The sequence below is a fragment of the Streptomyces sp. NPDC048506 genome (assembly GCF_040651315.1).
Lineage (GTDB): Bacteria > Actinomycetota > Actinomycetes > Streptomycetales > Streptomycetaceae > Streptomyces.
The window spans coordinates 16,012-41,438 of sequence record NZ_JBEZIX010000018.1; the positions used below are offsets into that span (position 1 = coordinate 16,012).

General features: G+C 74.0%; 20 protein-coding genes. 7 read left to right on the forward strand and 13 right to left on the reverse strand.

Annotated elements, in window-relative coordinates:
• Window positions 1-15: 15 nt before the first annotated feature.
• Together AB0C96_RS16705 and AB0C96_RS16710 are read right to left on the reverse strand one after the other, a co-directional pair.
• The gene (locus AB0C96_RS16705) at window positions 16-1,194 is read right to left on the reverse strand and encodes an ABC transporter substrate-binding protein (RefSeq protein WP_362918015.1); all 1,179 of its coding nucleotides are present in this window, start codon (window positions 1,192-1,194) and stop codon (window positions 16-18) included.
• 126 nt (window positions 1,195-1,320) lie between these two features.
• Complete coding sequence (locus tag AB0C96_RS16710; RefSeq protein ID WP_362918017.1) at window positions 1,321-2,397, reverse strand: ABC transporter ATP-binding protein; 1,077 nt, start codon at window positions 2,395-2,397, stop codon at window positions 1,321-1,323.
• Window positions 2,398-2,604: 207 nt separating this feature from the next.
• On the opposite strand from AB0C96_RS16710, the gene AB0C96_RS16715 reads away from it, so the two are divergent.
• The 3 genes from AB0C96_RS16715 to glpK all read left to right on the forward strand — a co-directional run bounded on the left by AB0C96_RS16715 (window position 2,605) and on the right by glpK (window position 6,897).
• Window positions 2,605-4,299, forward strand: coding sequence for a GGDEF domain-containing protein (locus AB0C96_RS16715; RefSeq protein WP_362918019.1), 1,695 nt, complete (start codon window positions 2,605-2,607; stop codon window positions 4,297-4,299).
• Between the two features lie 234 nt (window positions 4,300-4,533).
• Complete coding sequence (locus AB0C96_RS16720; RefSeq protein ID WP_362918021.1) at window positions 4,534-5,307, forward strand: MIP/aquaporin family protein; 774 nt, start codon at window positions 4,534-4,536, stop codon at window positions 5,305-5,307.
• A 63-nt stretch (window positions 5,308-5,370) separates the two neighbouring features.
• Window positions 5,371-6,897 carry a glycerol kinase GlpK gene (gene glpK, locus AB0C96_RS16725; RefSeq protein WP_362918023.1) on the forward strand — a complete coding sequence of 509 codons (1,527 nt, stop codon included), beginning with the start codon at window positions 5,371-5,373 and terminating at the stop codon, window positions 6,895-6,897.
• Between the two features lie 102 nt (window positions 6,898-6,999).
• On the opposite strand, the gene AB0C96_RS16730 is transcribed toward glpK, so the two are convergent.
• From AB0C96_RS16730 to AB0C96_RS16740, 3 genes are all read right to left on the reverse strand, one after another.
• A complete protein-coding gene (locus AB0C96_RS16730; RefSeq protein ID WP_362918024.1) occupies window positions 7,000-7,608 on the reverse strand; it encodes an ATP/GTP-binding protein in 609 nt (202 codons plus the stop codon).
• Window positions 7,609-7,770: 162 nt separating this feature from the next.
• A complete protein-coding gene (locus AB0C96_RS16735) occupies window positions 7,771-8,388 on the reverse strand; it encodes a TetR/AcrR family transcriptional regulator (RefSeq protein WP_362918026.1) in 618 nt (205 codons plus the stop codon).
• 61 nt (window positions 8,389-8,449) lie between these two features.
• The gene (locus AB0C96_RS16740; RefSeq protein ID WP_362918028.1) at window positions 8,450-9,319 is read right to left on the reverse strand and encodes an alpha/beta hydrolase; all 870 of its coding nucleotides are present in this window, start codon (window positions 9,317-9,319) and stop codon (window positions 8,450-8,452) included.
• Between the two features lie 157 nt (window positions 9,320-9,476).
• Between AB0C96_RS16740 and AB0C96_RS16745 the strand changes: the two genes are divergently transcribed.
• Window positions 9,477-10,301 carry a PP2C family protein-serine/threonine phosphatase gene (locus AB0C96_RS16745; RefSeq protein WP_362918030.1) on the forward strand — a complete coding sequence of 275 codons (825 nt, stop codon included), beginning with the start codon at window positions 9,477-9,479 and terminating at the stop codon, window positions 10,299-10,301.
• A gap of 31 nt (window positions 10,302-10,332) precedes the next feature.
• A complete protein-coding gene (locus AB0C96_RS16750) occupies window positions 10,333-11,334 on the forward strand; it encodes an MASE1 domain-containing protein (protein ID WP_362918032.1) in 1,002 nt (333 codons plus the stop codon).
• 85 nt (window positions 11,335-11,419) lie between these two features.
• On the opposite strand, the gene AB0C96_RS16755 is transcribed toward AB0C96_RS16750, so the two are convergent.
• Genes AB0C96_RS16755 through AB0C96_RS16765 form a run of 3 tightly spaced genes read right to left on the reverse strand, consistent with a single transcriptional unit; the run spans window position 11,420 to window position 15,131 of the window.
• Complete coding sequence (locus tag AB0C96_RS16755; RefSeq protein WP_362918034.1) at window positions 11,420-11,833, reverse strand: DUF742 domain-containing protein; 414 nt, start codon at window positions 11,831-11,833, stop codon at window positions 11,420-11,422.
• Between the two features lie 14 nt (window positions 11,834-11,847).
• Window positions 11,848-12,288, reverse strand: a complete 441-nt coding sequence (locus AB0C96_RS16760; protein WP_362918036.1) for a roadblock/LC7 domain-containing protein — start codon at window positions 12,286-12,288, stop codon at window positions 11,848-11,850.
• On the reverse strand, window positions 12,285-15,131 hold the full coding sequence (locus AB0C96_RS16765) for a nitrate- and nitrite sensing domain-containing protein (protein ID WP_362918038.1): 2,847 nt from the start codon (window positions 15,129-15,131) through the stop codon (window positions 12,285-12,287). Before AB0C96_RS16765 ends, AB0C96_RS16760 begins: the two co-directional genes overlap by 4 nt.
• Window positions 15,132-15,508: 377 nt before the next feature.
• Between AB0C96_RS16765 and AB0C96_RS16770 the strand changes: the two genes are divergently transcribed.
• Together AB0C96_RS16770 and AB0C96_RS16775 are read left to right on the forward strand one after the other, a co-directional pair.
• The gene (locus tag AB0C96_RS16770; protein WP_362918040.1) at window positions 15,509-15,850 is read left to right on the forward strand and encodes a hypothetical protein; all 342 of its coding nucleotides are present in this window, start codon (window positions 15,509-15,511) and stop codon (window positions 15,848-15,850) included.
• A gap of 299 nt (window positions 15,851-16,149) precedes the next feature.
• The gene (locus tag AB0C96_RS16775; protein WP_362918262.1) at window positions 16,150-16,947 is read left to right on the forward strand and encodes an IclR family transcriptional regulator; all 798 of its coding nucleotides are present in this window, start codon (window positions 16,150-16,152) and stop codon (window positions 16,945-16,947) included.
• An 85-nt stretch (window positions 16,948-17,032) separates the two neighbouring features.
• Here AB0C96_RS16775 and AB0C96_RS16780 read toward each other — a convergent pair whose 3' ends face one another.
• The 5 genes from AB0C96_RS16780 to pcp form a co-directional block, all read right to left on the reverse strand.
• The gene (locus tag AB0C96_RS16780) at window positions 17,033-21,739 is read right to left on the reverse strand and encodes a hypothetical protein (RefSeq protein ID WP_362918042.1); all 4,707 of its coding nucleotides are present in this window, start codon (window positions 21,737-21,739) and stop codon (window positions 17,033-17,035) included.
• A 58-nt stretch (window positions 21,740-21,797) separates the two neighbouring features.
• Window positions 21,798-22,697 carry a hypothetical protein gene (locus tag AB0C96_RS16785; RefSeq protein ID WP_362918264.1) on the reverse strand — a complete coding sequence of 300 codons (900 nt, stop codon included), beginning with the start codon at window positions 22,695-22,697 and terminating at the stop codon, window positions 21,798-21,800.
• A 202-nt stretch (window positions 22,698-22,899) separates the two neighbouring features.
• Complete coding sequence (locus AB0C96_RS16790) at window positions 22,900-24,423, reverse strand: hypothetical protein (protein ID WP_362918044.1); 1,524 nt, start codon at window positions 24,421-24,423, stop codon at window positions 22,900-22,902.
• Between the two features lie 118 nt (window positions 24,424-24,541).
• A complete protein-coding gene (locus AB0C96_RS16795; RefSeq protein ID WP_362918046.1) occupies window positions 24,542-24,682 on the reverse strand; it encodes a hypothetical protein in 141 nt (46 codons plus the stop codon).
• A complete protein-coding gene (pcp, locus tag AB0C96_RS16800) occupies window positions 24,679-25,323 on the reverse strand; it encodes a pyroglutamyl-peptidase I (RefSeq protein WP_362918048.1) in 645 nt (214 codons plus the stop codon). The genes AB0C96_RS16795 and pcp overlap by 4 nt, the downstream gene beginning before the upstream one ends.
• Between the last annotated feature and the right edge of the window lie 104 nt (window positions 25,324-25,427).

A 25,427-nucleotide genomic window follows, 5' to 3' on the forward strand; every position in this document is an offset into this window, starting at 1 on the left:
ACCGGGTCCCCGGGCTCAGCCCTTGATCTCCGTCCAGGCACGGGTCCACTCCGCATAGTCGGTGCACCGGACGTTCGTGCGGCCGTCGAGGCACTGCGGGACGGGGGTGGTCCAGAAGTGGACGCGGCGGTAGTAGCCCTCGTCGTCGGCGTGGTAGACGGCGCAGTGGTGCGGGTCGGAGGTCTCCCGGCAGGCCTCGGCGTTCGCCGGCGCCTCGCCGAAGTACTCGGCGACCTGGGCGTTGACCTTCGGCGAGATGATCCAGTCGAGCCACTTGTAGGCGCAGTTGGGGTGCTGGGCCTTGGCGGAGACCATCCAGGTGTCGGACCAGCCGGTCGCGCCCTCCTTCGGGAGGACGGCCCTGACCGGTGCCTTCTCCGCGCTGGCGGTGTTGGCGATCACCTGCCAGGTGGTGCCGATGACGCTGTCGCCGCCCTTGAAGGCCGTCACCTCCTTCTGGTAGTCGCTCCAGTACTCGCCGACGTGCTGTCGCTGCTTCTTCAACAGCACTACTGCGGCGGCCAGTTGATGCTCATCGAGGGCGTAGGGGTCCTTGATGCCGAGGGCCGGCCGGGTCTTCATCAGGTACAGCGCGGCATCGGCGATGTAGATGGGCGAGTCGTAGGCGGTGACCTTGCCGGAGTACTTCGCGGCCCCGTCGAAGACGGCCTTCCAGGAGTCGGGGGCCGGGGAGACCTTGTCGGTGCGGTACATCAGCAGATTGGCGCCGCGACCGTGCGGGATGCCGTACATCCGCCCGCCCTGGGAGTTGAACGGGCGCATCTTCAACCCGGCGAAGACGTCGCGGTAGTGCGGGACCAGCCGGGTGTTGACCGGTGCCACGTCCTTGGCGGCGATCAGCCGCAGGGTGGCGTCACCCGAGGCGGAGACCGTGTCGTACTGGCCGGTCTTCATCAGGGAGACCATCTCGTCGGAGGTTCCGGCGATCTTGGCGTTGACCCGACAGCCGGTCCGCTTCTCGAAGGGGTGCACCCAGTCCGTCTTCGGGTCGTTGGAGCCGTCCTCGACATATCCGGCCCAGGCGATGATGTCGACCCGGCCCTCCCCCTTCCCCACGGACCTCTGCTCGGTCGCTCCCCCACCGTCCTCGCCCCCACCACCGGAGCCGCAGGCGACGGCCAGCAGCAGGACGCCGGCCGCCACGGCCGCCTTCCACGGATTCGCGTTGCGCATGGTGAACTCCCTGTCGCGCACGGCTGTCGGGCCCCGCCAGTATCCGGAAGCAGACGCGGTGCCACCAGAGCGCGTCCGACGCCCGACGCGCAGCGTCCCTGCCCCCTCTCGGATTCCGGCGATCCGTCAATCCGGCACGGCGAGAACGTCATTGACGTTCCACAGCAGGTGTACGGGCGCGTCGGGGCGGGTCGTGGCGGGCAGCTCCGTGGAGTTCAGCCGCAGCGCGGTCAGCCGGTCGTCACCGCCGTCGAGCCGGACGACGAAGCGGGTGTGCGCGCCGGCGTGCGCGATGTCGGTGATCCGGCCGGGCAGGCACCGCTCGTCCGGTCCCGGTGCGCCGTCCGGACCGTCGGGGGCGGCGAGCCGGATCCGTTCGGGGCGGATGCTGTAGGTGCCGGGGGTGCCGACGACGCGGACCGCGGCGGGGCCGCTCAGCAGGTTGGTGGTGCCGACGAAGCCCGCGACGAAGGCGGTGGCCGGCCGGTCGTAGATCTCCAGCGGCGGGCCGGTCTGCACGATGCGGCCGTGGTCGAGGACGGCCAGCCGGTCGCTGAGGGTCAGCGCCTCCTCCTGGTCGTGGGTGACGAGCAGGAAGGTGACGCCGGTGGCGCGCTGGATGTGCCGGAGTTCGCGCTGCATCTCCTGCCGCAGCCGGAGGTCGAGCGCGCCGAGCGGCTCGTCGAGCAGCAGCAGTCCGGGGCCGTCGATGAGGGCGCGGGCCAGGGCGACGCGCTGGCGCTGACCGCCGGAGAGCTGGGCCGGGCGCCGTGGTCCGTGGCCGTCGAGCCGCACGGTGCGCAGCGCCTCGCGGGCGCGGGCGAGGCGTTCGGGTTTGCGCACCCCGGCGACGGTCAGGGCGTAGGCGACGTTCTGCTCGACGGTCATATGGGGGAAGAGGGCGTAGTCCTGGAAGACGGTGTGCACGTCGCGGCGGCTGGGCGGGAGGGCGGTGACGTCGCGGCCGGCGAGTTCGATCCGGCCGGCGGTCGGGCGCTCGAAGCCGGCGATCAGGCGCAGCAGGGTGGTCTTGCCGGAGCCGGACGGACCGAGGAGGGAGAAGAACTCACCCTGTCCAATGGTGAGTTCGGCGTGCTCGACGGCGCGCAACGGGCCGAAGTCCTTGCTGACGGCGGTGAGGCGTACGGCGGGTGCGGCGACCGGGGGGAGGGGACGGGCGTCGGTGCGGGCGGCTTCGGTCACGGGCGCTCCCCTTCGCGAACGGCACGATCGCGCGGTGACTGTACCGGGGTTCGGGGCCGGGCGGCAGGGGGCGGCACGGGCCCGCCGCACGGCCCGTCGAACGAGCTGTGTGCATCGCGCGGGAGCCGCCCGTACGCTCCGGAAGGATGCGTGAACAGTGCGTTAATCAGCCGCAGTTCACGAGGGGGGCCGGGCAAGCTACTGCCCGTGCCTGCCTGGACGGACCAGCTCCGATTCGCCTTCCAGCCCGTGGTGAACCTCTCCACCGGGTCGGTCGCCGCGCTGGAGATACTCGCCCGACCCGAGCCCGGCGCGGTCGACGTCCTGACGTCCGCGCGGCGCTGCCCCGACCTGGACGCCGAACTCGCGGCGCTCGCCGTCCGGGCGGCGGCGCACCAGGAGACGCTGCTGCCGCTGCACCTCAACGTCTTCGCCACCACGGTCGCCGAGCTGCCGCGGCTGACGTCGCTGGGCAAGGCCGTCCACGACATCGGCCGGCGCCCCTGGGAGGTCACCCTGGACCTGGTCGGGCCGTTCACCCACGTTCCGCACGCCGCCCTGCTGGAGTCGGTGTCGGTGCTGCGCGACGAGGGGTACCGGATCTGCGCGGACGGCGTCGGGGACGGGGACCTGCCGCTGCGGCTGCTCGGTGAGCTCGCGCCGGACCTGGTCAAGCTCGACGCCTCGCTGTGCACCCGGCTGGACACCGACCGGGGACGGCAGGCCGTGGTGGCCGCGATGCGGCAGCTGTGCGAGCGGGTGGGCGGACTGCTGGCCATCGAGGGGGTGGAGACCGAGCGGCAGTACGCGGCGGTGCGGGACGCCGGGGTGCAACTGGCGCAGGGCCATCTGTTCGCGCCGCCGACCCGGCGGCCGGCCACCGACGTGTACCTCCCGCCGTCGGTCCCAGCGGCGGCGGGCGGGCCGGCGGTGCCGTACCGCCCGCCGTCCGGGCCGCCGGTCGCGCAGTTCCTCCAGCCCGCCGCGCTGCTGCCGATGTCCGCGTCGGCGGGCGCGGTGCGCAGCCACCTCACCGGATTCCCCGAGGTGTCGGGGGTGCTGCTGGTGGACACCGACGGGGTGCCGGTCCGGGCGATCGACCGGGACCGGTTCCTGCTGTCGCTGTCGGGGCGGTACGGGCACGCGCTCTACGCCGACCGGCCGGCGCTGCGCCTCGCGGACCGGCCGCGGACGGTCGGCGCGGACGCCACCGCCTGGCAGGTGCTCGATGTGATCGCCGAGGGCGACCGGGACCGCACCGGGGACGACGTGGCGGTGGTGGACGAACGCGGCCGGTGCATCGGCGTGGTGCACCTCGCCGACATCCTGCGGGCGCTGGCCGAGAGCCGGGTGGAGGAGGCGGCACGGCTCAATCCGCTGACTCGGCTGCCCGGTTCGGACGAGGTCAACGGCGAGGTGGACCGACGGATCGCCGAGGGGCGGGCGTTCGCCCTGAGCTGGCTGGACGTGGACGGGTTCAAGCAGGTCAACGACGGGGCCGGGTTCGCCGCCGGCGATGAGCTGATCCGCTCGGTGGGGCGGACGCTGGCCGAGGTCGCGGCGGGCCGGCCGGGCTCCCGAGTGGGCCACATCGGCGGCGACGACTTCCTGGTGCTGGTCGAGCCGGACGGCGTGGAGCCGTTCGCCGCCGCGCTGTTGGACGGGGAGTGGTCGGCGGGCGGGCGGCCGGTGACGCTGTCGTTGGCGACCGTGGTGTGCCCGCCCGGCAGCGTCGGCGGCCACCACGAGACCGCGGCGGCGCTCGCCCCGCTGAAGCAGGAGGCGAAGGCGCTGCCGGGGGCGAGCTGGGTGCTGGGCCGTCCCGGCTCGGAGCGCACCGAGATCCTTCGGGGGGCGCACGCCCGGGTGCCCGGCCAGGAGGGTGCACGGGCCCGCGGCTGACGGCTGCCGGTCCCCGTCGAGGCGCCCGCCGAACCGCTTAGAAGATCCCAACATCGCCTGCTGTAGGCGACCTTGACGCCCCCTCAGCTCGGGTGAACACTTCCGGGTGCCAGTCAGCACCGCCGCACTCAGGCACCCCGGCCGGGTGGCAGCGGCTGCCCGCTGCCCGCCGGTGGCACGCACCCTGCACGGAGGACCGGGGGACGTTCCCCGGGCGAGGGCCAAGGAGCCGCCATGTATTCCAATGGGGACATCGTCGCCGGTGAAGTGATCGGCACCGCCGTCCTGATCCTCTTCGGCGCCGGCGTGTGCGCCGCGGTCACCCTGCACCACTCCAAGGCCAGGGCCGCCGGCTGGGTGGCGATCGCCTTCGGCTGGGGGCTCGGCGTACTGGCCGGGGCGTACACCGCCGCGCCGCTGTCCGGCGGGCACCTCAACCCGGCGGTGACGCTCGGCTCGGCGGTCGCCGGCGGCACCCCGTGGTCGAAGGTGCCGCTGTACGTCCTGGCGCAGATGGTCGGCGCGATGATCGGCGCCGTACTGGCCTGGGCGCTGTACTACGCGCAGTTCGCCGCCAACGACGGACGGTCCGGTGCGACCCCGCAGCCGACGCTGGGGATCTTCTCCACCGCCCCGGAGATCCGCAAACCGGTCGCCAACCTCGTCACCGAGATCATCGCCACCCTCGGGCTGGTGCTGCCGCTGCTGTTCTTCGGCCAGAACAAGGGCATCGGCCTGGGTCAGGTCCCCGGCGCACCGGCGGGGGTCTACGGCTCGGGGATCAATGTGCTGCTGGTCGCGCTGCTGGTCGTCGGCATCGGGCTGTCGCTCGGCGGACCCACGGGCTACGCCATCAACCCGGCCCGCGACCTCGGCCCGCGCCTCGTCCACGCACTGCTGCCCATCCCCAACAAGGGCTCCTCCGACTGGAGTTACGCCTGGATACCGGTGGCCGGGCCGCTGATCGGCGCGGTGCTCGCGGGCCTGGTCCATCGGTGCGTGTTCTGAGCGCGTTCCGATACCGGCGGGCCCGCACTCACTCAGAGCCAGGACGCAAGGAGGCGTGACGGCATGACGGACCACACCGAGAAGTACGTCGCCGCGATCGACCAGGGCACCACGTCGAGCCGCTGCATCATCTTCGACCACGGCGGGGCGGTCGTCGCCGTCGACCAGCGCGAGCACCGACAGATCTTCCCCCGGCCCGGCTGGGTGGAGCACGACGCCACCGAGATCTGGACCAAGGTGCAGGCCGTGGTGGCCGGCGCGCTCACCAGGGCGGGGCTGCGGGCGGACCAGCTCAGCGCGTTGGGCATCACCAACCAGCGGGAGACGACGGTCCTGTGGGACCGGGCCACCGGACGGCCGGTGCACAACGCCATCGTCTGGCAGGACACCCGCACGGCCCAGCTGTGTACCGAACTCGGCGGCGCGGACGGCCAGGACCGCTTCCGGGACGCCACCGGCCTGCCCCTGGCCAGCTACTTCTCCGGCCCCAAGGCGGCCTGGCTGCTGGACGAGGTACCGGGCCTGCGGGCCCGCGCCGAACGCGGTGAGATCGCGTTCGGCACCATCGACTCCTGGCTGATCTGGAACCTGACCGGCGGCACGGACGGCGGGGTGCACGTCACCGATGTGACCAACGCCGGCCGCACCATGCTGATGAACCTCGCCACCCTCCAGTGGGATCCGACGATCTGCTCCGCGATGAACGTCCCCGCCGCGATCCTCCCGGAGATCCGGTCGTCGGCGGAGGTGTACGGCACGGCCGTGGGCCAGTTGCACGGGGTGCCGGTGGCGTCCGCGCTGGGCGACCAGCAGGCCGCGGTCTTCGGGCAGACGTGCTACGGCGTCGGCGAGGCCAAGAACACCTACGGCACCGGCTCGTTCCTGCTGCTGAACACCGGCAACCGTCCGGTCGCGTCCAAGAACGGACTGCTGACGACCCTGGGCTACCGGCTCGGCGGTGAGGCGCCGGTCTACTGCCTGGAGGGGTCGATCGCCATCACCGGCGCACTGGTGCAGTGGTTCCGCGACCAGCTCGGCATCATCGCCTCCGCCGACGAGATCGAGCCGCTGGCGGCGAGCGTGCCCGACAACGGCGGGGCGTACATCGTGCCGGCGTTCTCCGGGCTCTTCGCGCCCTATTGGCGCTCGGACGCCCGCGGTGTGGTCACCGGCCTGACCGGCTTCGTCACCAAGGCGCACCTGGCGCGCGCGGTGCTGGAGGCGACCAGCTGGCAGACCCGTGAGGTGGTGGACGCGATGTTCCAGGACTCCGGCGTACGGATCACCCAGCTCAAGGTCGACGGCGGGATGACCGCCAACAAGCTGCTGATGCAGCATCAGGCGGACGTGCTGGGCGTGCCGGTGATCCGCCCGGTGATCTCCGAGACCACCTGTCTCGGGGCAGCGTACGCGGCCGGCCTGGCCACCGGTGTCTGGCAGGACCTCGACGAACTGCGCAGCCACTGGAAGCGGGATGCACAGTGGACGCCGCGGATGGACGGGCCCACCCGGGACCGCGAGTTCGCCAACTGGCGCAAGGCGGTGGAGCGCAGCTTCGGCTGGCTGCCCGAGGACGGCTCGGCGTCCTAGACGATCGCTCCTCGGGGGGGGCTCCGGCCGGGCCCCTCGTACGACGCAGGCGTACGGCCGGCGCCCCGGACGGCGGGGTACCGGCCGTACCTCCGCGTCCGGTCAGGGCAGCGCGGGCTCCCGCTGCTGGACGCCGCGCCGCATCGCGTGCTCGACGACGGCGACCAGCACGTCCCGGGCGGACTCCCGGACGCGGGCGTCGCACAGCACCACCGGCACCTGCGGATCCAGGTCCAGCGCCTCCCGTACCGCCTCCGGCGGGTAGCGGTCGGCGCCCTCGAAACAGTTGACGGCCACCATGAACGGCAGTCCGCGCCGCTCGAAGTAGTCGATGGCGGAGAAGCTGTCCGGCAGCCGGCGGGTGTCGGCGAGCACCACCGCGCCGAGCGCACCGCGCGCCAACTCGTCCCAGAGGAACCAGAAGCGGTCCTGGCCCGGCGTGCCGAAGAGGTAGAGGATCAGCTCGTCGTTGAGGGTGATCCGCCCGAAGTCCATCGCCACCGTGGTGGTGGACTTGCCCTCCACCCCGACGAGGTCGTCGACCGGCCGGCCGGCCTCGGTCAACCGCTCCTCGGTGCGCAGCGGTTTGATCTCGCTGACGGCACCGACCAGGGTGGTCTTGCCGACGCCGAACCCGCCCGCGACCAGGATCTTGAGCGTCATCGGCTCGGCAGTGGCGGTCCGGCGGTGACGGGCGGAACGCCAGGCCATGGGATTCTTCTCCTGATTTGCCGGGTGTGCGGGTGGAGCTCACGCTTGTGCGCCGGGCATCCAGAGCACGAGGCAGCAGGTGCAAGGGAACCGTACAACGTGCTCAGCACGGCGCCCACTTGAGATGCATCACGCTTGGGCCACAGGTGGCCGGACGCCCCCTCAGCGCGGTGCGAGGGCCCTCGGCCGGTCGAGGAGGCCGAGCAGGCTGACGAAGCTGGCCTCGATGAAGGCGCAGAGTTCGTCGCGGGCGGCGTCGTCGTCCTCGTCCAGCGGCCAGGAGATGACGGCCTCTTCGGCGAAGGCCATCCAGGCGCGGGAGGCCGGCTCCAGACGCGGGGCGTCGGGCATGCCGAGCCGGCGCTGGCCGTCGCGCAGTCGACGGGCGAGGGTCTCGCGGGCCTCGCCGACGATGTCGCCGACCGCGGGGTGGCTGCCGGCCGCGCCCCGCACCAGGGCGAGGTAGACCCGCCGGTGCTCCAGGACGTACGCCACGAAACCGGTGATGAACGCCCGCATCCAGGCGACCGGTTCCAGCGATCCGTCCGGTTCCGTGGCGGCGGTGAAGCGGTCGCAGGCGGCGCGGACCACCGCGCGGTAGAAGTCGCGCTTGGAGTCGAAGTAGTGGAAGAGCAGCCCGCGCGAGATCCCGGCCCGGCGGGCCACCTCGTCGGTGGACAGTTCGTCCAGCGAACGGTCGGCGAGCATCTCCAGGCCGATCTGGACCAGCTGCTCCCTGCGCTGGTCGGGGGTTAGTCGGGTGGCTCGCTTGCCGGGCATGTGCGCAGTTTACGGGCGGGTGGCGGGCCGGGACCCGCGCGGCCGGCCCCGGCGCCGGGGGTCAGGCGTGGCTGCGCAGGTGGTCGAGGATGGCGGGCGTGACGAGGTCGGGGACCTCTTCGGGGAGCCAGTGGCTGACGCCCTCCAGGGCCTCGAAGCGGTACGGGCCGTCCACCCACTCCCCCGTCGACTCGGCCGCGCCGCGCCCGAGGGCGACGTCCTCGCTGCCCCACAGGAAGAGGGTGGGGACGGTGATCCGCCCGGCGGGTACCGAGATGATGGACTCGGGGGCGCGGTACCAGTTCAGGGTGGCGGTCAGCGCGCCCGGTTCCGAGAGCCGGCGGACATTGGCCTCGACCAGTGCGTCGGGGACCTTGCCGCCGTATGCGGCGCGCAGCCGGGCCGCACCGTCGGCGAGCAGGGCGGCCTCCGCCACGCCGTCGCCCTGCCGGAAGAGCCGGACGTAGTCGAGGCGGTGGTACTGGACGGCGTCCTCGGCGGCGGCGCGGTTGAGCGCGTCCGGGTGCGGAGTGGCCAGCACCGTCAGGGACTTCAGCCGCTCGGGGTGGGCGCCGGCCAGCGCCCAGGCGACCATCCCGCCCCAGTCGTGGGAGACCACGTGGAAGCGGCCGGCGCCCTGGGAGTCGGCGAAGGCGAGGGCGTCCGCGACGAGTTCGGGGACGGCGTAGTCGGCGATCCGGGGCGGGCGGGCGCCCGGGGAGTAGCCGCGCTGGTCGACCGCGACGGCGCGGTAACCGGCCGCTCCCAGGGCGGGAAGCACACCGCTCCAGGAGTCGGCGAACTCGGGCCAGCCGTGCAGCAGCAGGACGACGTCCCCGTCGGCGGGTCCCGAGGCCAGGGCGTCGTAGGTGTGCGGTCCGACCTGGATCTCCAGGCGGTCGAAGGGGGTGGCGTTCGCATCGGTGGCCATGGCTGCGCTTCTCCTCCTGTTGACTGTTGCTCAATAGAGCCTAGCGCGATATTGAGCATTGCTCAACGAAGCCGGGACGGGCGTCGTACCGGGCGTAATGTGAGAATTCAGCGGCGCATTCCCCCACCGGAATCGGCCATCTGGAGCGGGGTGCTGAATGAACCGACACCGCACCACCGCCGGCCCACCGTCCGAGGAGCTGCTGCATCTCCTCGGCCAGCTCACCGGCCGGGTCATGGAACGGATCAAGTTGCAGCAGGCGCGGGTGGCCCTCGCCGTCGAACTGCAACGGCACATGCTTCCGCCCGATCTCCCCGGCCTGCCGGGACTTCAGACCGCGGCGCGTTACGTACCGGCGCAGACCGGGCTGGACATTGGCGGCGACTGGTACGACTCCTTCCTGCTGCCGGACGGCTCGCTTGGCTTCGCCATCGGTGACGTCCAGGGCCACGACGTGGAGGCGGCCGCCTTCATGGGCCAGGTCCGTACCGGCCTGCGCGCCGTCGCGGGCGCCACCACCGACCCCGGCGACGTCCTGGGCCGAGCCAACAACCTGCTGCTGTCCATGAGCTCCGACCTCCTGACGACCTGCACCTTCCTCCGCTTCGAACCGGAGACCGGCGAGCTGACCGACTCCCGGGCCGGCCATGTGCCGGCGGTCTGGGGCACGGCCGACGGCGTGGAGGTGCTCCAGGACCCGGGCGGCCTGCCGCTGGGGATCTTCCCCGGCCAGCGGTACCCGGTCACCCGGCGCCGGCTGAACCGGGTGGGAGCGTTCGTGCTGATCACCGACGGGGTGGTGGAGGGGCCGACCTACCCGATCGAGCAGGGGTTGTGCCGGGTGGCCGAACTGGTCGGCGCGGCGTACGACGCGGACGCCGACGACCTGGCCGCCGAGGTGATCGGGGTGGCCGATCTGACCGGGCACAGCGACGACGCGGCCGTCCTGGTGATCCGCCACAACGGCGGCCCCTACACGTAGGCGCATTCCGCGGCGGCGAACGGAGGCCGGAGTGGCGCAGAACGCGTGGCTGAGGCGAAAGGGCAGCACGGTCGTGCTGGTCCTGGTGGTCGCCGGGGCCTACTACGGCGGCGCCCGGCTCGGCCTCCTCCAGGAACTGGTCCGCGGCCAGGTCACCCCGCTCTGGCCGCCGACCGGTATCGCCCTCACCGCGCTGCTGCTGTTCGGCATGCGGGTGTGGCCGGGGATCGCCCTCGGCGCCTTCCTGGTCAACGTGTCCTTGGGGCCGTCGCTGCTGGTGGTCCTGGCGATCGTCGCGGGCAACACCGTGGGGCCGCTGCTGTCCTACCGGTTGCTGGGCCGGGTGGGGTTCCGAACGGAGCTGGACCGGTTGCGGGACGCCGTGGCACTGGTGTGCCTCGGCGCGCTGACCGGGATGCTGGTCAGCTCGACCGCCGGCAGCGGGGTCCTGGTGCTCTCCGGGGCGCTGCCCGCCGCGGACTTCTGGCCGACCTGGGCGGTGTGGTGGACCGGCGATGCGATGGGCGTGCTGGTGATCACGCCGGTGCTGCTGCTCCTGAGCACCCTCCACCGGCCACGGAACGCCCGTGTCCGCCCCGCGAGATGTGCGGAGGCGGCGCTGCTCGCGGTCTGTACGGCCGTCGTCACGGAGCTGGCCGTGAGCAGCTCGATGAACCTGCTCTTCCTCGTCTCGCCGTGCCTGATCTGGGCCGCGTTCCGCTTCGAGCGGGCCGGGGCGGCGCCGTGCGCGCTGCTGGTCTCGACGATCGCGATCGTGGCGGCGGCCGAGCGGGCGGGGCCGTTCGCCCATCACGACCTGTTCACCAACATGGTCACCCTTCAGGCGTTCAACGGGATCACCTCGCTGACCGCGCTGCTGCTCGCCGCGGTCATCACCGAGCGGCGCACCACCCACCGGGAGATCGAGCGGGTCGTCGCCCAGCTCACGGATGCGGTCAGCCAGCTGGAGGCGGGTACGCCCGCGGAGCAGTGGCCGCCGCCGCGCCGGAGGAAGACCGACGACGACGGCTGACGGCCCTGGGCCAAGGCCAGGGCCAGGGCGACACGCCGCGGGGGCCGGTGCGGCGGATGATCCGCCGCACCGGCCCCCGCGCGGGTCACAGAGCGCGCAGACCGTCGATCACCTCGCGCAGCACCTGCTCGTCGGGCAGCTCGGCCGGTGGCACCGGCCGGCTGACCCGGACCAGGTCCGCGTCGAGCAGATCGCCGATCAGCACCCGTACGACGCCGACCGGCAGGTCCAGCTCGGCCGCCAGCTCGGCGACCGACAGCGGCGACCGCCGGCACCGCTCGACGATCTCGACGTGCTCGGGCGCCAGCGTCTGGTCCTCGATCGCCTCCGGTGTGCGGCTCTCGGCGATCACCTGCGCGATCAGGTCGAGACGCCCCTCCGCGGCCGTACGGGTACGCCCGCGGGTCATGGCGTACGGCCGGACGACGGGACCCGCCTCGTCGTCGTACCAGCGGGCCGCCTTTCGGTCGCGCGCCGCCCGGCCGTCCTGGTCGCTCATGGTCGTCGTCGCGCTCAGGTGGACAGGCCGGACCGGGGCGCGGTGCCCAGGTGTGCGCCCACGCGCTTGACCAGCAGGGTCATCTCGTAGGCGACCAGCCCGACGTCGGAGTCCGCGTCGGCCAGTACGGCCAGGCAGCTGCCGTCGCCGGCCGCGCTGACGAACAGGAACGCCTCGTCCAGCTCGACCATGGTCTGACGGACCTGCCCGGCGTCGAAGTGCCGGCCGACGCCCTTGGCCAGGCTGTGGAAGCCGGACGCGACCGCGGCCAGGTGCTCGCCGTCCTCGCGGGTGAGGTCCTTCGAGGCGCCGGTGGCCAGACCGTCGCTCGACAGGACGAGCGCCTTGCGGATCGAGCCGACCCGGTCGACCAACTCGTCCAGGAGCCAGTTCAGCTCACCGGATCCCCTCTCCGAGACCGATGCGGTGGAAGCTGCTGACTTCGGTGCGGTCATGGACCGTCGCCTCCCGATGTGGTTCCTGGTGGTGCTTGGGTGCCCGTGGCGTCGCCGTTGTGGCTGGCCGTGTCGCGGGCATCCGGGCGTGTGGTGTCCGCGGCGGCGGGTCGCCCGCCCGTCGCGTCCTCGTCGGTCGGCGCCGCGGTCCCCCGCGGGTCGTCGCCGTTGTCGCGGCGGCCGCGCTGCCAGCCGCGCTGGAGCGAGCTCATCCGGGCGCGGACCGCCTCCGCGTCCCGGTCGTCCGCGGGCGGTACGGTCCGCCCCTCCCCCGCGGGCTGCTCGCCGTCCTCCGACTTGAGCTGCGGCGCCAGGCTGGCCTGCCGGACCCGGCGGGGCAGCCCCGTCGGCGTGGTGGCCGGTGGTGCGTCCCGGGGCGGGGCCGCGTCGCCGGCGCCTGTGGTGGCGGGCTGCTCGGTGGACGGCTCGGCGGGCGGCTGCCGGTCCGCCGCACCGCCGTCCCGGCCGTCGACCGTCCGGCCGTGGTCGGAGACCAGCACCGGCGGGCGGGGGCGGCGCGGCAGCGGCGCCAGCCCTTCCCCGGCCGTCGCTCGGGTGGGGGTGCCTCCGGGCGCCTGGTCCCGGGACTGCTGGTGCTGCTCGCCGTCGGGAACCGGCGGCACCGCGGCGATCCCGCGCGGTGCGGGGCCCGGCCGGGACGGCGGCGCACCCGGGCCGCGGCGCTCGCGTCCGCGGTCCCTGCCGCGCTCCCGCTCCCGGCCCCCGAACAGGCCGTCGCCCTCGTCCTCGTGCCGCTCCGACCCGTCCGGCCCCAGCGGCGGTTCGAGCTCCACCGGGCCGTCGATGATGCTCGGTGTACGCCGCCGCGGGAGCGGCTCCGGCGCATGGGCGAGCGCCGCCAGCTTGCCCGCCGCGTGCTCCAGTTCGTTGCCGGCCGGGCCGCCGGAGAGCGCGTCCACGGCCGGCCCGTCGTCCCGGCCGGCGTCCGGGGTCTCGGTGAGGATCTCGCCCGGGACGAAGACCACGGCGGTGGTACCGCCGTACGGCGAGGGCTGGAGGGAGACCCGTACGTGCTGCCGCTGGGCGAGCCGGCTGACCACGAACAGGCCGAGCCGGTCGGTGTCGGAGAGCTCGAACTCGGGGGTCTCGGCGAGCCGGAGGTTGGCCTCCAGCAGCAGGTCGGGCGCCATGCCCAGGCCGCGGTCGTGGATCTCCAGGGTGTAGCCGTTGGCGACCCGCTCGCCGAGCACCTGGACGGAGGTGTGCGGCGGCGAGAAGACGGTGGCGTTCTCCAGGAGTTCGGCTACCAGGTGCGTGAGGTCCGAGACCGCGGAGCCGTCCACCGCGAGCCGGGGCAGCCGGCGCACCTCGATCCGCTCGTAGTCCTCGACCTCGGCGACCGCGGCGCGCACCACGTCCATCAGCTGGACCGGGTTGCGCCACTGCCGGGAGGGGGCCGCGCCGGAGAGGATGACCAGGCCCTCGGCGTGCCGCCGCATCCGGGTGGTGAGGTGGTCGAGCCGGAAGAGGTCGGCGAGTTCGTCGGTGTCCTCGGTGCGCCGCTCCATCGCGTCCAGGAGCGTCAGCTGGCGGTGCAGCAGGACCTGGTTGCGCCGGGCGAGGTTGACGAACACCTCGGAGACCCCGCGGCGCATGTCCGCCTGCTTGACGGCGGCCTCGATGGCGGCCCGCTGGAGGGTGTTGAGCGCCTGGCCGACCTGGCCGGTCTCGTCCGGGCCGAATTCGAGGCGGGGCGCCTCGGTCTCCACGTCGACCTGCTCGCCGGCCGCGAGCCGGCGCATCACGCTCGGCAGCCGTACGCCGGAGACCTCGTGGGCGGTCTTGCGGAGCCGGGTCAGGTCCCGGACGTGGCGGCGGCCGATGCGGAACGACACGATGATCGAGACCAGCAGCGCGACGAAGCCGAGCACACCGGCGACCGCGGCCTTGAGCAGGATGCGCGTCGCGACCGGTGCCACCCGTTCCTGGTAGCGGTCGCCGGCGTCCTTGCCCATCCGTTCGAGGTCCCCGAGCACCTTGCCCGCGGCCGAGTTCCAGCGCTCGGCGTTGATCACCCGCGGTCCGGCCTGCGCACCGGCGGTGATCACCCGGTCCTCGTACGAGGTCAGTTCACGGGCCTCGGCGGATCGCCAGTAGTCCTCGTAGAGACCGCGGTCCTTGGCGGGCAGGACGGGGAGGCCGGTGCCGTAGAGGACCCGGCGCTCGGCGACCCGGTCGGAGAGTGCGCGCAGATCGCGCTTGCTCATACTGCCGGAGGCCAGCACCGCGGACATCAGCGCGTCCTCGCGGGCCACCGCCTCGCGGGCGCGGGTGACGTTGACCAGCGCGCGCCCCTGCTTGTCCATGTCCACGTTCTCCAGGGTGTGGAGCGCGGACAGGAAGTCGTAGCCGGGGTCGACCAGGGAGTTGTAGTCCTCCATGGCCTCGTCGCGGCTGACGGTGTTGTCCTCGACCTGGGCGCGCAGCGAGGTGAGCGTGGCCAGGCCCTTGAGGACGCCGTCCAGCCGGTCGCCGGCCTCGCCGGTCAGGTCCTCGCGGACGTCCCGGGTGTCGGCGTCCGCGCGCAGCCGGGTGACGGCCTCGTCGGTGGCCCGGGTCCGGCTGCGGAGTTCGCCGAGCGCGTCCGCGCCGCGCCGGTCGGCCAGGTAGAGGAGGCTCTGGCGGCGCTCGCGCTGGAGGGCCTGGATGACGTCCTCGACCGGATAGCCCAGGTTCTGCACGACGTTGCCGACGTCCAGCAGCTGGTTGGCCTCACGCCCGGTGATATAGGTCGTGAACGCCCACATGGACGTCAGGGACACCAGCGGTACGAGCAGCAACGCCACGATCTTCCGGCGGACCGACTTCCCGCGAAAGCGCATGGCCTCCCCTACGTCAACCCCGGCGCACGGGGGTGGTGTTCCGTCAATAAACGGCGCGAGCCTACTACTGCCGGGTGACCAACCCGAAGGCCTCTCGTGACGTCGGGGAAGGACCCGGTGCGGGATCGTCATACGTTGTCCGTTGATACCCGGAAAACCCGCCCGTATGTACGAGCCCGAGCGCCGCCCCGGCAGCGGGGCGGGCGCACACCCCGGTCGGTTGGCCGGTTTCCCTCTCCCCCGGATGAACCCCTGCCGCTTCGGTGCGTGACCATGGAGGGGGACGGTGGACGACACCCAGGGAATGCAACCGGCGAAACCGGTGCAGCACCCCCGGAGTCGGACACTCTGGAGAGTACGGGGAGTGTGACACGTTCATGGACACCGGACGGCCGCCGTTGTGGCAGGAGGAGCCGACGGCCCGGCCCAGGATGCCCGATGCGGTGCGCACGGCCGCGGTGCGCGCGGTCATCATCGTGGCGCTCACACTGATTCAGGCCATGGTGGCGTTCCTCAGCACCCTGGCCGGCTCCTGGCTCGCCTTCCCGGCGGTGCTCAGCACGGTCGCCAGCACCGTGGTCGCCACCTGGGCGGTGCTCGACGTCTGGGTGACCCGCCAGGTCTGGGTGCAGCGCCACGGGGTCCACTCGCAACCGAGCAGCACGGCACGGCAGTTGCGCCGCGAACGGCGACGGGCCCGACGGGCCGCGACCCGGTGACGGGGCGGTGGGCCACGCCACCGCCTCTTCCCGTACCGCGGGCCGCACAGGGATCGCTCCGTCCAGGACGCCGACCCCGTGCGTACGGACTCGCCCTCGGGCAGGTCCTCGATGCGGCAGAGGGGAAGCCTCTGGTCCGCCTCGCGCCGATCGGTATCATGTGTTCTGAATAACGCATCACGGAGCGCGATGCGCAACAGAATCCAAGGCGGAGTGCGGACCGTCAAGGGCCCCGGCAGGTGCCCGACCGCGCACCCGTCGGGGGCCACCGGACGGTGACGGAAAGACCCATGTCGAACATGAGCGGTACGGCGGACGAGCGGTCCGAGGAGCGACGCGGCGCGGTGGCATCCGTCCAGTCCGTGGACCGTGCGGTGAGCGTACTGGAGATCCTGGCCAAGCTGCGCGAGGCCGGGGTGACCGAGATCGCCGAGGAGCTGGGCGTCCACAAGTCCACCGCCTTCCGGATCCTGGGAGTGCTGGAGAAGCGCGGTCTGGTGGAACAGGAGAAGGAGCGCGGGAAGTACTACCTGGGCGCCGGGGTGCTACGGCTGGCCGGCGCCGCGGCGGTCCGGCTGGACATCTCGCAGGAGGGCCAGCCGGTGTGCCGCGCGCTCGCCGATGACACCGGGGAGACCGCCAACATCGCGCTCCTGGACGGCGACGCCGCGGTCAACATCATGCAGGCCCGGGGCGCCGCCGCGGTCACCGCGTACAACTGGCTGGGCCGGCGCACCCCGCTGCACGCCACCGCCAGCGGGAAGGTCCTGCTGGCGCACCTGCCGCAGCAGCGCCGGGAGCGGCTGGTGACCCGCAAGCTGGCGCGGTTCACCGAGCACACCCTGACCACGGCGGCCGACCTGCGCACCCAGCTGAGCGCCGCGCTGGAGGACGGATTCGCCTGCACCAGCGAGGAGTTGGAGATCGGGCTGAACGCCGTGGCGGCGCCGGTGCGGGCGCACGACGGCGCGGTGATCGGCGCGATCGGGGTCTCGGGGCCGGCCTACCGGATGGACCGCGCACTGCTCCCCGAACTCGCCGAGCGCTCGGTGAAGGCCGCGCTCGAACTCTCCCGCCGGATGGGCTACCCGGCCTGAAGCGGTGGCGGAAGTCCCGCTCCGCCCGAAGTCCGGCCGGTACGGCACCTGCCTGCCCGGCCGTGACGTCCCACCGCGGCCCCGGTCACCCGACGTCCACCCGCTCCCCGGGGGCGGGCCCGTCCGGACGCGCTTCGGGGGCGGGCTCTTCCGGACGGCGGAACATCCGGGTCGCGGTGATCTCGCCGTGCACCGCCTCCCCGCCCGGGTCCTGCTGCGGCAGGCCCGGTCGCAGGTGCTCCTCGACGCTGATGTACTTCAGGCCGGCCCGCAGGTCCGCGTCATTGCGCAGCCGGATGACCAGCGGGAACTCTGCGAGCGCGGTGGTGTCGAACAGGCCGGTGGTGTAGAGCAGCTGGACGCCCAGCGCATCGGCCACCGCCCGTTGCAGCTCCAGCAGGTAGGTGGCGTTGGCCCGGCCGATGGGGTTGTCGAGGAACAGCGTGCCGGCGTGCCGCTGCTTGTCCCGGCCCCGGTCGTTGCTGCGCAGCGCGGCCATCGTGCAGTACAGCGCGATGGCCGCGGTCAGCAGCTGGCCGCCGGAGAAGACGTCGCCCATCTGCCCGACCGGCACCCGCTCGGCGCGCAGCACCGCGTCCGGCTTGAGGATCTCCACGGCCACCCCGCGCGGCTGGAGGGCGGCGTGCACCCCGCGCAGCAGCAGGGACATCCCGTCCCGCCGCAGATCGCTGTTCTTCTTGACCGCCGAGCGGGTCGCCTCGTCGATGACCTCGCCCAGCCGCTCGGCGAGCGTGGCCTGGTCGGGGTCCTCGAAGCGGATCCGCAGGAACTCCTGGCCGGACCACTCCCCCAGCCCCTCGGGCAGCCGGGACAGCCGCTGGGCCGAGCGCAGCGTGGTCAGCGACGACTCGACCAGGCCGCGGAGCCGGTCGACGATCGAGTCGCGGTTGCGCTCCAGCTGCGCCAACTCGTCGGTGAGCACCCGCAGTCGGGGCGCGAAGGCCTCCGCCCACTTGGCGGCGTGGTCCGGCAGCGCCGCCGCCGGCAGCTCGCGGATCTGCTGCCGGGCCGGCGTACGGACCTGCTCGTAGCGGGTGGCGTTGGCGTGCCGTACGAGGACGTCGGCGGCCTCGCGGACCGCGGCCTCGGCGGCGGACAGGTCGGCCGCGCAGCCGCGCAGCGAGCGGCGGGACTCGGCCGCGGCCTGCCGGGCCTCGGCGAGGGAGCCGGCGTACGGCTCGATCGGCGTCTCGGCCCCGCCCTCGGTGTCCTGGTGGTCGCGGAGCAGATCGCGCAGCAGCGCGGCGGTCTCGTCGAAGCCGCCGGCCGCGTCCTCGGCCGCGCGATGGGCGCGCAGCAGCTCCTCGTGGCGCTCCCGGGCGCTCGCCAACGCATCGGTGGCGGTGGCCAGTTCGCCCGACGCGGCGCGCAGCAGCCCCTTGGCCCCGTCGGCGTCCGCCGGCACCAGCTCCTCGGGCAGCTCGGTGTGGGCCTCGCCGTCCGTGGGGGCGAGGCGCTCGGCCTCGCCGCGCAGCCGGCCGAGCTGCTCGCTGGCGGCCGAGGCGCGGCTCTCCAGCATCTGCACCAACGATTCGGCGCGGGCCGCGGCGGCCTGCCGGGACGGGCCGTCGGCGGCGTCCGGGCTCTCCAGCAGCGCCTCCGCCCGGGTGCGGACCTTGTTGGTGAGGCGGTTCAGCTCGGCCAGGGCGGCCGACTCGTCGCCCTCGGCACGGGCCTGTTCGGCACGCAGATCGGCGCCGACGCCGACCTTCTCGTAGAGCTGGGAGGCCGCGCGGTAGGCCTCGCGCAGCGCCGGCAGCGAGGCGTTCGCGGCCTCCGACGCGTCCCCGAGGTCGTCCGGCACCCCGGCGATCTCGGCGCGCTCGGCACGCAGCGCGCGGGCCGTGCGCCGGGCGTCGTCGGCGGCCCGCTGGGCGGCGCGGCGGTCCTCGTCGGCGGCCCGGGCGCGGTCCACGCACTCCTCCGCGCGGGCCTCGAACTCGGCCGCCTCATCGGCGAGTTCCCGCATCCGGGACTGCCAGGAGGCGCGCTCGCGCAGCCGGTGGGCGAGGCCCGCCAGCAGGTCGGCGGCGCGCCGGGCGCGCTGCGCGGCGTCCTGCCGTTCGTCGCGCACCCCGGTCGCCTCGGCCGCGAGCTCCTCGGCCTCGGCACGGGCGGCACGGGCCTCGGCGAGCTCGGCGGCGGCCTCGTCCGCGGCCGTCCGGGTCTCCTCCGCGGCGGCGGCCAGCTCCACGAGCCGGCCGGCCGGGCAGCCGGCGCGCCACGAACCGAGCCGGGCGGCCAGCGCACGGTCCCCGGCGAGCCGGGCGGCCAGCGCGCGGATCTCCTCGTCGCGCTCTATCGCGCGGGCCCGCAGCGCCTGCCGCTCCTCGTCGGCGGCCGACTCGTCGTGCATCGCCGGGTTCGGCGGGACGAGAAAGACGTCGGAGTCCCGCTCGTCGGGGGCCGGGGTGGGGGCCAGCAGCGCGGCGGCGGTGCCGACGGCGACCGCGGAGCGCGGCAGCAGCGCTGCCTGGGCGAGCACCTCGCGGGCCCGGGCGTGGGTGTCCGGGTCGGTGATGATCACACCGTCGACGAGCTCGGGGCGGGCGGCGAGTACCCGTGCGTGGTCCGCGGGGTCGACGGACTGGGCGAGGTAGCGCCAGCCGGGCAGCGCCGGGACGCCGTGCTCCCCCAGGTACTCGACCGCGGCCAGCACGTCCGGGCCGGGCGGCAGCAGACCGCCGTCGCCCAGCGCGCCCAGGATCCGGGCGTCGTCCGCGGCGGCCGTCCGCAGGTCGAACAGCTGCCGCTCGGCGGCGGCGACGCCGTCCTCCAGCAGCTCCCGCAACGCATCGGCGCTGCGGTCCAACTCCTCGGCGGTCAGCGGGCCCGCGCCGCCGGGGCGCCGCGGGACGCTCCGGTCCGCGCCGGCGGTCTCCGTACGGGGGCCGGGCACACCCGCCGGCCGCGGTCCGGACTGCGGGAGTCCGAGGAGTTCGGTGAGCCGCTGCTCGGCGCCGATCGACTCGGCGGCCCGCCGCTCGGCGTCGTACGCCCGCCCGGCGGCCTGCGCGGCGTCCTCGGCGCGGGCCGCGGTCAGTTCGGCGGCGGAGTGCCGGGCGGTCGCCTCGCGGGCCCGGTCGGTGGCCTGCCGCGCCGTCTCACGGGCCGCGTCCCAGGACTCGACGGCGGCCTTCTCGGCGTCCGAGGCGGCGAGCGCGGCACGGGCCGGATCGGCGTCCGGTGCGCTGTCGTCCAGCCAGCCGGCCCGGACGGCCTCGGCGGTCTCCTCGGCGACCTCGGTGAGCCGCTGCTTGAGGTGGTCGGCCTCACTCCGGGCGCGCTGGGCGTGGGTGGCGGCCGAGGTGGCGTCGCGGTGCGCGGACTCACCGGCCTCCTGGAGGGCGACGGAACGCTCCTCCCCCTCGTTGGCGATCCGCTCACCGGCCTCGGCGGCCGCGTGCAGGGCGCGGACCAGGTCGGCGGCGGCGGTGGCGCGGGCGGCGAGCGCCGGGGCGGCGTCCCGTTCGGCCTCGCGGATGGCGGCGGCGACCCGCGCGGAGCGGTCGGCGGCGGCGCGGTGCCGCAGCGCGGTCTCCGCGGCCTGCCAGGCGCTGTGCAGCGTCCGTGCGTCGTTCAGCTCGCGGCGCTGGGCGGCGGCGCCCTTCTCGGCGGCGGCCAGCGCCAGCGAGGCGTGCCGGTAGGCGAGTTCGGCGGAGACCAGGGCGCGGCGCTCGCGGACACGCTCGGCGTCGGTGACGCGGTGGGCGGCGCCGGCGACCTGCTCGGCCAGCTCGGCGGCGCGGCCGCGCTCCTCGGTGCCGCGGGCGTGCAGCCGCTGGGCCAGGCCGCGGGTGCGGCGCTCGGCACCGGCGTGCACCTCACGCGCCCGCCCGCGGTGTTCGGCGGCCTCGCCGATGCGGGAGAGCATGTCGAGGGAGCCGGCGGTGAAGTCCCGCTCAGCGGTGAGCTCGGCGCGCCGGCCGAGTTTGTGGGCGAAGCCGTGGACGAGGTCGGCGAGGCCGTCGGTGTCCCGGGTGTCCGTGACGGCGCGCAGCAGCAGATCGGTGAAGTCGGAGTCGTTCTTCACCGCGAACAGGCCGGCCGCCTCGCCCTCGTCCGCGTTCATCTCCCGCTGGTAGCGGAAGAGTTCCGGGTCCAGGCCCAGCTCACCGAGGTGCTCGTTCCACCGCTCGTGGATCTCCTCCCAGACGACGTCCAGGTTGGGGTAGTTCTTCCCGGCCTCGGTGAGGACGTCGCGGAAGCCCTTCATCGTGCGGCGGCGGCCCTGGGCGCCCGAGGTGCCCTCGCCCTCCTGGCGGGGGCGGACGACGGTGGCCTCGGCGACGGGCAGCGAGTCCAGGCTCATACCGGGCCCGGGCCGGAAGCTGTACCAGGCCTCGGCGAACTTCCTGGGGTCGTTGGAGACCTGCCGGCCGCGCCACTCGCTGACCTTGCCCACGACCACGGTCTCGCCGGTGAGGACGTGCTGCCACTCCAGGGCGACGTGACCGCAGTCGTCGGCGAGCAGGAACTTGCGCAGCACGCCGGAGCTGGCGCCGCCGAGGGTGTTGCGGTGGCCGGGCAGCATCACCGAGAAGATCAGCTTGAGCAGCACCGACTTGCCGCCGCCGTTCTCCAGGAAGAGCACGCCGGCGGGCGCGGGGCGGCGCGGCGGTCCGACCGGTTCGTCCTCGAAGAAGTCCGCCTGCGCCGGTGCCGGTTGGGGCACGGGTGCACCGACTCCCCGCAGGTCCAGCACGGTGTCGGCGTAGCGCGCACCGGCCGGCCCGATGGAGTAGAGGCGGACCCGGGACAGCTCGTACATGGCGGACTCTCGTTGTCGTGGCGGGGAGGCGGTGGTCGTGCGGTCGGTGGGGCGGCGGTCAGCCCGAGTGGAACGGCAGGCCGGCGTCCGCGACCAGGTCGAGGTCGTCGGTGTCCTCGCCCGGGAGGAGCGAGCCGCTGCCGTCGGCGACGGGGACGATGCCCAGGTCGAGGAGTTCGGCCATGGCGGCGGTGCCGGCCATGTCGCGGACCTGGAGTTGGTAGCGGGCGGTGGTGCGGTAGGCGCCGCCGGCGTCGTCGCCGGTGCGCTGGAGGAAGCCGGAGTCGACGAGGAAGGTGACGGCCTTGGCGATGATGCCGGTGGTCGAACCGGCCAGCCGCCGGGCGTCCTTGGTGGCGCCGGTCGCGCTGCGCCGCGCGTAGATCCGCCAGGCGGACTCCAGGCCGGGGGCGTCGCTGACCGGGTCGGTGTTCTCGCCGTCCTGCTCGGCGCGCTCCTCCAGGCGGCGACAGGCCTGCCGGACGAAGGCGTCCACGCCGTTGACGGTGATCCGGCCGATGTACCCGTCGTCGGCGAGGTCCTCGGGGCGCGGGAAGGCCAGCGCGGCCACCGCCAGGTGTGCCAGGCCGTGCAGGAAGCGGTCGGCGGAGTCGGCGGAGGCGCGGCGGGCGTAGTCGCCCATCCGCACGGCGAAGACGGAGTCCTCGGCGGCCGTGACGGCCATCCCGGCGCGGGTGGAGACCTCCAGGACGACCAGGCCGAGGCCGGTGGCGACGGCGTCGGCGAGCCGGGCGAAGGCGGGCTCGTCGCGATAGCGGCGCAGCAGTTCGCCGTACTCGGCGTCGCGGGCGGGCAGCAGCTTGGGTTGGAGCCCGAAGGAGACCAGCCGCGCGGCGTCGGCGGCGTCGGCCGGGGTGAGGGGCGAGGGCGCCGCCGCGGCCGGCTCGGCATCGGCGGTGGGCGCGCCCCAGCCCGGTTCGCCGGTACCGGACGCCAGGTCCGGCTGCGGCACCTCGTCGGCGTCGTACTGGGTCACGGGACGGGCTCCTTGCGGGGGACGGTCGGGGGGTTCTCTTGCCGGTGCGCGGTCCGGCGGCCGGGCGGCACGGGTCGGCGGCGGCCGGCGCCGGGTGACGGCTGCGGCCCGCCGGGGGTCGGCGGGGTGCCGGGTATCCGCGGCCGGCCGTGGGCGCGGGGCATCACGCCGCCTCCGAGCGGTCGGCGGCCATCCCCGCGGCGTCCAGCAGGGCCGTGCCGACGATGAGGTCGGCGCCGCCGAACTCGGGGTCTATCAGCTCGGTGCCGTCGTCGACGGCGAAGAGCAGCTGCTGCTCGCCCTGGCGGTAGGCCGTGCCGACCGGCGGACTGGCCGCGTGCACCGCCAACAGGGCGACGAGGTAGGGGAGTTCGGGGTCGCTGCGGCGGGCCTCGGCGAGCAGGCCGGAGAGTCGGCGGGGCGCGTCGGCGGGCAGGTCGAGCAGCGCCATCGCGGCGTCCAGCTGCGCCTCGCTGAAGCGGCTGTCGTCGGGCGTGGCGACGAGGTCGGGCTCGGGCATCTCGGCGCCGAGGTGCTCGCGCTCCACGGGCGGGGTGAGCAGCATCTCGACGAGGTCGCCGACGCGGACCGCCGACGGGGTGCGCAGGCCCGTGCCCTTGGCGAAGAAGGCGTCGGTGACGCGGATGGCCTGCTCGGCGGGGAGCGGCAGCACGGGCGCGACGAGCTGGCCGTACAGGTCGAGGCCGGAGCGGGCGACGGGGGCGGCGAAGGCCTGCCGGTCCTGTTCGGCGCGGAACAGCGGGCCGGCCTCCAGCAGCCGGGACTGGAGCTGGGTGTGGCGGCGGATGCAGTCCTTGACGATGTCGACGAGCTCGGCGGCGCGGCGCTTGTGCTCGGGCTCCTCGGTCTCGTCGCGCGCCTTGCGGATGTTGGTGAGGATGGCGTTCTCGTGGCGGTAGCGGTCCGCGACGTGGTCGAGCGCCTCACTGATCATGTTCGGGACGGTCTCCAGCCAGTCGACCGCCCGGACGTTGCGCCGGGTGGCGTCCAGGGTGCGGCGCAGCGTCTCGGCGTACTGGACGGTGCGGTAGCGGGCCTGCTCGGCGGCGAGCTGGGCGTCGGCCAGCCGGCCGCGGCTGATCAGCACCTCCAGCTTGACCTCGGCGGCGATCTGGGCGCTGGTGACGTCCGTGTCGAGCGCGCCGACCAGGACGTTGACCGCCTCGTCGGTGGCGCGGAGGTACACGCTGCCGCCGGCGCCGGGGACCTCCTCGATGAGCTTGAAGTCGTAGTCGCGGCGGACGTACTCGCCGTCGGTGGTGAAGGTGCCGTAGACGGCGCGGAAGCCGCGGTCGACGCTGCCGACGTTGATCAGATTCTCCAGCACCCAGCGGGCGACCCGCTCGTGCTCGCCCGGGGGACGGCCGGGGGTCTGGGCGGCCACCCGGGGGAGCACCTTCGCCACTATCTCCTCGTGGTCGGCGCCGGTGTCGAAGTCCATGTTGAGGGTGACGAGATCGATGACGGCGAGCGCCACCTCGGCCATGGCGTAGACGCCGTACTCGCCCGCGAGGTTGGCCTTGCGCACGTCGAGGTCGTGCAGCGGCGCGGTGCACGCGAGGGCGCGCAGCCGGCGGGCCAGGCCTTCGTCGGCGGCCGGGCCCGGCGCGGGGCGGTTACCCCCGTTGAGCTGGGGCGCAGCGGGCCCCGGGGCGGGAAGAGTCACGTCGCACAGAGTAGGCGGTCGCACTGACAACGGACGAAACGGCGCGGATCCGCTCATGGGTGGAACGGCTGGTGGGCCCGTTGACGGGCGGCCGCCGGACGACGCGTCGGCCGGTGCGTCAGTCTACGGCGTGGCCTGCGGCGGCCGGCCGCCAGGTCCCGTCGTGTGCCGGCGGCCCGTCCGGCGCGAGGGCCGCGGAGGTGGCGAGCCGGTGGTCGGCGGGTCCGCCGGCCCGCGCGTCCCGGTCGTGGTCGCTCAATGGGTGGCCCCGCCGGCCGCGCGGAGGTCGGTACGGGTGTGTGCCGCGGTGACGGCGATCTCCGCCAGCGCCCGGGTCACCGCGGCGACCGGTAGCGACGGCTGGGACCGGTCGGTGACCTGCTCGGGCGCGTAGGGAACGTGCACGAACCCGCCGCGGATGTCGGGGAGTTCGGTCGCGATGAGGTGGGCGAGGCCGTAGAAGACGTGGTTGCAGACGAAGGTGCCGGCGGTGTTGGAGACGGAGGCGGGCAGCCCGGCGGCGCGTACCGCCGCCACGCAGGCCTTGATCGGGAGGGTGGAGAAGTACGCGGCGGGGCCGCCGGGCACGACCGGCTCGTCGATCGGTTCGGCGCCCGTGGTGTCGGGTATTCGGGCGTCGTCGACATTGATGGCGACGCGTTCCACGGTGATGTCCGGACGGCCGCCCGCCTGGCCGACGCAGACGACGACCCCGGGACGGGCCTCCTCGATCGCGGCGCGCAGCACCGCGATCGAGGCTCCGTAGACGCAGGGCAGCTCGACGGCGGAGACCTCGATGCCGGCGGGCGGTTCGGCCGCGACGGCGCGTACCGCCTGCCAGGAGGGGTTGGTGGATTCACCGTCGAAGGGGGCGAATCCGGTCAGCAGTACCCGGGTCATACGGCCATCCTTGGTGCGGATCACGGTGCGGATCGTGGTGCGGTGCGCGGAGCGTACGGGGCCGGGGGCGCCGTGCCGCGAAAGTGCGCCGAAAGCGCGCGGTT

Coding starts and splice junctions, on each gene's coding strand:
- AB0C96_RS16765 (WP_362918038.1), bottom strand. CDS start 15,131: ATGCGCTTTCGCGGGAAGTCGGTCCGCCGGAAGATCGTGGCGTTGCTG.
- AB0C96_RS16745 (WP_362918030.1), top strand. CDS start 9,477: ATGAACCGACACCGCACCACCGCCGGCCCACCGTCCGAGGAGCTGCTG.
- AB0C96_RS16735 (WP_362918026.1), bottom strand. CDS start 8,388: ATGCCCGGCAAGCGAGCCACCCGACTAACCCCCGACCAGCGCAGGGAG.
- AB0C96_RS16705 (WP_362918015.1), bottom strand. CDS start 1,194: ATGCGCAACGCGAATCCGTGGAAGGCGGCCGTGGCGGCCGGCGTCCTG.
- AB0C96_RS16780 (WP_362918042.1), bottom strand. CDS start 21,739: ATGTACGAGCTGTCCCGGGTCCGCCTCTACTCCATCGGGCCGGCCGGT.
- AB0C96_RS16720 (WP_362918021.1), top strand. CDS start 4,534: ATGTATTCCAATGGGGACATCGTCGCCGGTGAAGTGATCGGCACCGCC.
- AB0C96_RS16730 (WP_362918024.1), bottom strand. CDS start 7,608: ATGGCCTGGCGTTCCGCCCGTCACCGCCGGACCGCCACTGCCGAGCCG.
- pcp (WP_362918048.1), bottom strand. CDS start 25,323: ATGACCCGGGTACTGCTGACCGGATTCGCCCCCTTCGACGGTGAATCC.
- AB0C96_RS16770 (WP_362918040.1), top strand. CDS start 15,509: ATGGACACCGGACGGCCGCCGTTGTGGCAGGAGGAGCCGACGGCCCGG.
- AB0C96_RS16760 (WP_362918036.1), bottom strand. CDS start 12,288: ATGACCGCACCGAAGTCAGCAGCTTCCACCGCATCGGTCTCGGAGAGG.
- AB0C96_RS16755 (WP_362918034.1), bottom strand. CDS start 11,833: ATGAGCGACCAGGACGGCCGGGCGGCGCGCGACCGAAAGGCGGCCCGC.
- AB0C96_RS16775 (WP_362918262.1), top strand. CDS start 16,150: ATGAGCGGTACGGCGGACGAGCGGTCCGAGGAGCGACGCGGCGCGGTG.
- AB0C96_RS16740 (WP_362918028.1), bottom strand. CDS start 9,319: ATGGCCACCGATGCGAACGCCACCCCCTTCGACCGCCTGGAGATCCAG.
- glpK (WP_362918023.1), top strand. CDS start 5,371: ATGACGGACCACACCGAGAAGTACGTCGCCGCGATCGACCAGGGCACC.